Origin of the sequence: Aeromicrobium sp. Leaf291, assembly GCF_001423365.1 — a bacterium.
GTDB lineage: Bacteria > Actinomycetota > Actinomycetes > Propionibacteriales > Nocardioidaceae > Aeromicrobium.
Window position 1 is genome coordinate 613,802 of record NZ_LMNM01000003.1, and the last position, 6,365, is coordinate 620,166.

Consider the following 6,365-nt stretch of genomic DNA (forward strand, 5'->3'; position numbering starts at 1 on the left):
CGCGAGAACGCTTGACCACGGACCGTCGCATCCCTACTCTGAAGAAATCTTCAGTTTCGGAGGAATCCTCAATGCGTGAGCACGACCCCAGTCACCGTGACCTGCACAGCGAGCAGGGTCCGCGGGCGGGTGAGCACCGCCACCGGTCGGCGCAGCCCGTCATCAAGGTGCACGACATCGCATGGCTGGAGTTCGAGAAGCCGGACCTCGCGGCGGCCGAGGTGTTCGCCCGGGCCTTCGGGTTCTCCGTGACGCACCGCTCGGCCCACGAGCTGAACCTGCGAGGCGCGCTGCCCGGCAGCCCGTGCGTCATCATCCGCAAGGGGGAAGGCTCACGGTTCGTGGGCCCCGCCTTCCGCGCCGCGGCCACGACGGACCTGCTCCGCCTTGCCGAGGCCACCGGCACCAAGGCCCGCCGCCTGCCGGAGCACCTGGGCGGTCTCAGCGTCGACGTCCGTGAGCCGGCCGGCGCTCTGGTGCGCGTCGTGGCCGACACCATCGAGCACCCTGCCCTCGAGACCCAGCCGGTCCACACGTTCAACTTCGGCGGGACGCAGGACCGCGCGAACCAGACCCAGCGCCCACCACGTGCGCCTGCCGTCGTGGAGCGCCTCGGGCACGTCGTGCTGCAGACCACGCAGTACCTGGCGTCGCTGGACTGGTACCTCGACCACCTGGGCCTGATCGTCTCGGACTTCCTGTACTTCCCGGGCCAGCGCCACCGCGGGCCGACGATGAGCTTCATCCGCTGCGACCGCGGCGACACCCCGGCCGACCACCACACGCTGGCGATGACCCTCGGTCCCCGCAACCGTTACGTGCACTCGGCGTACCAGGTCGCCGACCTCGACGCGCTCGCCGCCGGCGGGGAGCACCTCAAGGACCTCGGCTACCACCACTCGTGGGGCATCGGCCGTCACATCCAGGGCAGCCAGATCTTCGACTACTGGCGCGACCCGGACGGCTTCCTCGTCGAGCACTTCAGCGACGGCGACATGTTCGACGCCTCGCTCGAGCCCGGATGGGCCGAGATGACGGCCAGCGGTCTCGCCCAGTGGGGCCCGCCCGCGACCGCGGACTTCCTCGGCATCGCCCCCGGCCGGGAGTCGTTGCGCGAGGCGCTCTCGATGACCACCGCTCTGCGTACCGACAACGAGTTCGACCTGACCCGCCTGCTCGGCCTGATGAAAGTTGCCCGCTCATGACCCTTCCCGTCCTGCGCACCGCCGACGCCTGGTGGCTGCAGCGTCCCGACGGCGCCGTCCGCATCGCGACCGACGCCACCACGACCGCCGAGCTGCTCGCCGACCGCGACGCCGTGCTCGCGGCCCGCGACTCCGGTGACCCGGTCCCGGTCGACGGCCTCGCCCTCGTCTCGCCCGTCACGGCCCCGTGCCGCGTCGTGGCCCAGATGGCGAACTACGCGAGCCACGCCAAGGACGCGGGCATGGACCCGGACTCGGTCCCGCTGGCGTTCTTCCGCAAGGCCTCCGGGTCGATCAGCGGCCCCACCGACGACATCGTGCGTCCGGCCCACGTCACCCTGCTCGACTACGAGGTGGAGATCGGTCTCGTCCTCGGGCGCGAGGTCCCGGTCGGCAGCGATGTCACGGAGTCCGACCTCCCGGGCATCGTCGCGGCACTCGTCGTCACCAACGACGTCTCGGCGCGCGACCAGCAGCTGCCGAAGACCCAGTTCTACGAGTCCAAGTCCTACCCCACGTTCACACCGACGGGGCCCGTCCTCCTGGTCCTCGAGGACGGCGAGCTGGCCCGGTTCACCGAGCTGCGGCTGCGCCTCTGGGTCAACGGGGAGCTCCGCCAGGACCAGCCGGCCTCCGACATGATCTACGGTCCGCTCGCTGCGGTCCGGGCGCTTGCGCGGTTCCAGCAGCTCGCCCCCGGCGACCTGCTGCTCACCGGCACCCCGGTGGGCACGGCCCTGAGCGCGCCGCCCAAGCCGATCGAGGTCATCGGCTCCCTGCTGCCGCCGGCGACCAAGTGGCGCATCTTCTTCGCCAAGCAGGCCAAGAACCCGCGATACCTGCAGGACGGCGACCTCGTGGAGGTCTCGATCGCGACCGACGACGGCGCGATCGACCTCGGGTCCCAGCGGACCCGGGTGCGATGGACGGCGTGAGCGCCGTGACCGCCGCGGCGAAGGCTCCGATCCCGGTCATCATCGTCGGGGCGGGACCCACGGGCGCGTGCGCCGCGCTCGAGCTCGCCCGGCACGGCACCCCGAGCGTCGTGATCGACCGCTGGGAAGGGGTGTACCCGCAACCGCGAGCCGTCCACCTCGACGACGAGGTGCTGCGCATCCTCGACCGGCTCGGCGTCGCCGAGCGCTTCGCCGCGATCTCGCGCCCGGGCGGAGGGCTGCGCCTGGTCGACGCTGCACTGCGGGTGCTGGGCGAGTTCCCCCGCGAAGGGGTCTCGCCGACCTCGGGCTTCACCCGCGCCAGCATGTTCGACCAGCCCGACCTCGAGGGCCTGCTGCGCGCCCGGTTGGCCGAGACGCCCGCGGTCACGCTCCTCGGGGGGCACGAGGTGACCACCGTCGAGCAGCCCTCCCCCGGCCGGGTCCGCGTGCGTGCGCGGGCGATCACCACCGGGGAGGAGCAGCTCCTCGACGCCGAGGTCCTGCTGGGCTGCGACGGCGCCAACAGCCTCGTGCGCCGGTCGATCGGCTCGACCATGACCGACCTCGGGTTCGAGCAGCGGTGGCTCGTCGTCGACATCCGGACCGGTGAGGACCTGCGGCAGTGGGAGGGCGTGCACCAGGTGTGCGACAGCACCCGGGCGGCCACGTACATGCGCATCGGTCCGGAGAGGTACCGCTGGGAGTTCCAGCTGCTCGACCACGAGACCGCGGCGGACTTCGCCTCGCTCGCGGCGATCGCCCCGCTCGTCGCACCCTGGACCGCCGGCACCGACCTGGCGGCCCTCGAGGTCATCCGGTCCGCCGAGTACACGTTCCGCGCCGCCGTCGCCGACCGGTGGCGGTCAGGGCGCATCTTCCTGCTCGGCGACGCCGCCCACCTGACCCCGCCGTTCATCGGCCAGGGCATGGGGGCGGGCATCCGGGACGCGAGCAACCTCGGGTGGAAGGTCGCCGGGTTCCTCGAGGGTTCCCTGCCGGCCGACGTGCTCGACACCTATGAGCCCGAGCGGTCCCGTCACGCCCGGTCGATGATCGACACGGCACGCCTCCTGGGCACGATCATGACGCGCGGTGGTCGTGCGGGCGACGCACTTCGCGCCGGCGCCGTGCCGGTAATGAACCGCACGCCGATCGTGCGTCGACGCTTCATCGACAGCGCCACGCCACCCCTGGCCGGGTCGTCGTTCGTCTCGGCGCGCCGCGGGGACCGCCTGGCCGGGCGGCTCTGCCCGAACACCGTGCATGGCCGCCGCGTGGTCGACGACCTCATCGGTCCCGGTTGGGCACTCGTGACCTCCGAAGCGCCCTCCCCGACCGACCGGCGCGAGCTCGAGGCCCGAGACTGCACCGTCGTCGGGACGACCGATCGTCCCGAGCTCTCCTCGTGGCTGCACGAGGGACGCGCGACGGCGGCGCTGGTGCGCCCCGACCGCACCACCATGGCGTCCGGCCACGACGTCTCGGCGCTCGTCGCCCTGGCCGCGTCGCTCATCACTCCCGCGAGGACCGAGGTGTCCGCATGACTACGACCGTCCCGACCTACCGGCCGGACGTCTACGCACCCGACGCGATCCTCGATCCGTACCCCCACTACGAGCGCATGCGGGCCCTGGGTCCCGTCGTGCGGCTCGCCAAGCAGGGCGTGCTCGCGGTGACGCGCCACGACGACTGCAAGCAGGTGCTGCTGGACGACGCGACGTTCGTCTCCGGCCGCGGCGTGGCCCTCAACCCCGTGGCGAACCGGCTCGGCCGCGGCACGACGCTCAACAGCGACGGCGAGGAGCACGACCGCCGCCGCAGGCTCCTGGCCTCCCGTCTGACCCCGAAGGCCCTGCGATCGATGCGCGACGAGGTCGAGCAGCGAGCGGACGCCGTCGTGGCGGCTGCCGTGCAGAGGAAGCACGTCGACGGCGTCGTCGACATCGCCGAGGCGCTGCCCACGTCGTTCGTGCCGGACCTGATCGGCTGGCCCGAGGAGGGGCGCGAGAACCTGCTGCGATGGGCGGGGGCCACCTTCGACTCGCTCGGTCCCGTCAACGGGCAGACCGTCCGCACGGCACCGTCGACGATCGGGATGATGCGTTTCGCGCGCTCGGTCGTCCGCCGCGGAGCGGTGCTGCCGGGCTCGATGGGAGCCGACCTCCTCGAGAAGGTCGGGAGCGGTGAGGTGCAGCGCGGTGAGTGCCCCGCCCTCATGATCGACTACCTCGCGCCCTCGTTGGACACGACGATCAGTGCGATCGCGAGCGCCCTGATGCTGCTGGCCGAGCACCCCGACCAGTGGGCAGCGCTCAAGGTGGACCCCTCCCTGATCCCGAACACGGTCAACGAGGTCGTCCGTCTGGAGTCGCCACTGCGGGCCTTCTCACGGTACGTCGAGCGCGGCGCCGAGATCGGTGGAGTCACCGTGGGGGCCGGGTCACGGGTGGTCGTGTTCTACGCCTCGGCCAACCGCGACGAGCGCTTCTGGGACGCGCCCGACCGCTTCGACATCACCAGGAACGCCACTCCGCAGCTGGGCTTCGGCCAGGGTGCGCACGGGTGCGCGGGCCAGGGCCTGGCTCGTCTCGAGACGCAGTCGATCCTGCGCTCGGTCGTCCGGCGCGTCGACCGCCTCGAGATCACGGGCGCCCCCACGTGGGGCCTCAACAACATCATCCACAAGCTCGATCACCTACCGCTGCGGCTGGTGGCCGACGGGAAGGGCCAGTGACCATGCGGATCATCGCCGACTACGACCGGTGCGAGGGCCACGGGCTCTGCGTCGACCAGGCACCTGACGTCTTCGACCTCGACGACGAGTGCGACCTCGTCCACCACTTCGACGGCGCCGAGGTGCCGACGGAGCACGAGGCGGCGGGCCGACGCGCGGTCGACTCGTGCCCCGTCGCTGCACTGCGGTTGGCATGAGTCCACGCGACGTCGTGGTGGTGGGCGGATCCACTGCCGGGGCCACGGTCCTTCGAGAGCTCCGCTCACGGGGGTACGAGGGGCGGTTGACGCTCGTCGACCCCGAGCCGGGCACGAACCGGCCACCGCTGTCCAAGGCCGTGCTCGCCGGTGCGGCGGCGGAGGACTCGGTGCTCATGGACCACTCCTCGCTCGACGTCGAGCTCGTGCAGGCCACGGCCACGAGCCTCGACCACGCCGGCCGCACGGTCTCGACCCACGACGGGAGCACCCACCGCTTCGACGCCCTGGTCGTCGCCACCGGCTCACGCGCCCGGCGCATCGCCGCTCCCGGGCAGACCGGTGAGCTCGTCCTCAGGACCGTCGACGACGCCCGCCGCGTCCGTGAGCGGTTCGCCGACGCCTCGATCGCCGTGGTCGTCGGTGCAGGATTCCTCGGGCTCGAGGTGGCCACGGCCGCCGCGACGGCGGGCCTGCGGGTGACGGTCGTCGACGTCGACCCTCCCCTGCAGCGCCTCCTCGGGGATCACCTGGCCACCGCCATGTGCGAGCGCGCCACGACGCTCGGCATCGACTTCCGCCGCTCGGGCGCCGCCCTCGTGGGCGACCCCGTGTACGCCGTCAGGCTGGACGACGGCGAGAAGCTGGCGGCCGACGTCGTCGTGAGCTGCGTGGGTGACGAGCCCGTGACCGACTGGCTGCACGGCTCGGGACTCGAGACCGACCACGGCGTCGTGATCGACGACCACGCCCGCACGAGCCTCGCCGACGTCTACGCGGCCGGCGACGTCGCGACGGTCCGTACGCCGGAGGGGGTCGTGCGCCGTCCCTTCTGGGCGAACGCGGTGGCCCACGGTCGCGTCGCCGCCGCCACCGTCCTGGGACAGCCCGTCGACACGCCGATCGTGGACGACTACTTCTGGAGCGAGATCGCGGGCGTCTCCCTCAAGGTCGTCGGCTGCCTGCCCGTCGAGGGCGAGCCCGAGGTGCTCGAGGACGCCGGTTCCGGGCACGGACTGCTCGCGTGGGGCCGGTCGACCGTGGTGGCCTGCGGAATCCGGCGCTCGGCACCACGCCTGCGCGCCGTGCTTCGTGAGCGGGCATCGTCAGGCGCACCCACCGTCGACTGACCGTCGGCGTGCACCCGACGTCGACGGCGCCAGCGCGCTCGTCTACTCGGGAAATGCAGCGAGGCCGCTCCCTGAAGGGAGCGGCCTCGCGCTAATGATTGTCCGGCGGCGTCCTACTCTCCCACGCAGTCTCCCACGCAGTACCATCGGCGCTGAAGGGC

Annotated in this window: 6 protein-coding genes; all 6 read left to right on the plus strand. The window is 72.1% G+C overall.

Annotated features, from left to right (window positions below):
• The first annotated feature begins 71 nt into the window (after positions 1-71).
• From ASF35_RS16800 to ASF35_RS16825, 6 genes are read left to right on the plus strand one after another with little or no spacing between them, the layout of a single operon-like run.
• Positions 72-1,205 (plus strand): VOC family protein, encoded by a 1,134-nt coding sequence (locus tag ASF35_RS16800; RefSeq protein WP_055970148.1) that lies wholly within the window; start codon positions 72-74, stop codon positions 1,203-1,205.
• Positions 1,202-2,140 carry a fumarylacetoacetate hydrolase family protein gene (locus tag ASF35_RS16805; RefSeq protein WP_055970151.1) on the plus strand — a complete coding sequence of 313 codons (939 nt, stop codon included), beginning with the start codon at positions 1,202-1,204 and terminating at the stop codon, positions 2,138-2,140. Before ASF35_RS16800 ends, ASF35_RS16805 begins: the two co-directional genes overlap by 4 nt.
• Positions 2,137-3,687: a bifunctional 3-(3-hydroxy-phenyl)propionate/3-hydroxycinnamic acid hydroxylase gene (locus ASF35_RS16810; protein WP_235499170.1), complete on the plus strand. Its 1,551-nt coding sequence runs from the start codon at positions 2,137-2,139 to the stop codon at positions 3,685-3,687. Before ASF35_RS16805 ends, ASF35_RS16810 begins: the two co-directional genes overlap by 4 nt.
• Positions 3,684-4,877: a cytochrome P450 gene (locus ASF35_RS16815; protein WP_055970156.1), complete on the plus strand. Its 1,194-nt coding sequence runs from the start codon at positions 3,684-3,686 to the stop codon at positions 4,875-4,877. Before ASF35_RS16810 ends, ASF35_RS16815 begins: the two co-directional genes overlap by 4 nt.
• A 2-nt stretch (positions 4,878-4,879) precedes the next feature.
• Positions 4,880-5,074 (plus strand): ferredoxin, encoded by a 195-nt coding sequence (locus ASF35_RS16820; RefSeq protein ID WP_055970159.1) that lies wholly within the window; start codon positions 4,880-4,882, stop codon positions 5,072-5,074.
• The gene (locus ASF35_RS16825; protein ID WP_055970162.1) at positions 5,071-6,204 is read left to right on the plus strand and encodes an NAD(P)/FAD-dependent oxidoreductase; all 1,134 of its coding nucleotides are present in this window, start codon (positions 5,071-5,073) and stop codon (positions 6,202-6,204) included. The genes ASF35_RS16820 and ASF35_RS16825 overlap by 4 nt, the downstream gene beginning before the upstream one ends.
• The last annotated feature ends 161 nt before the right edge of the window (positions 6,205-6,365 follow it).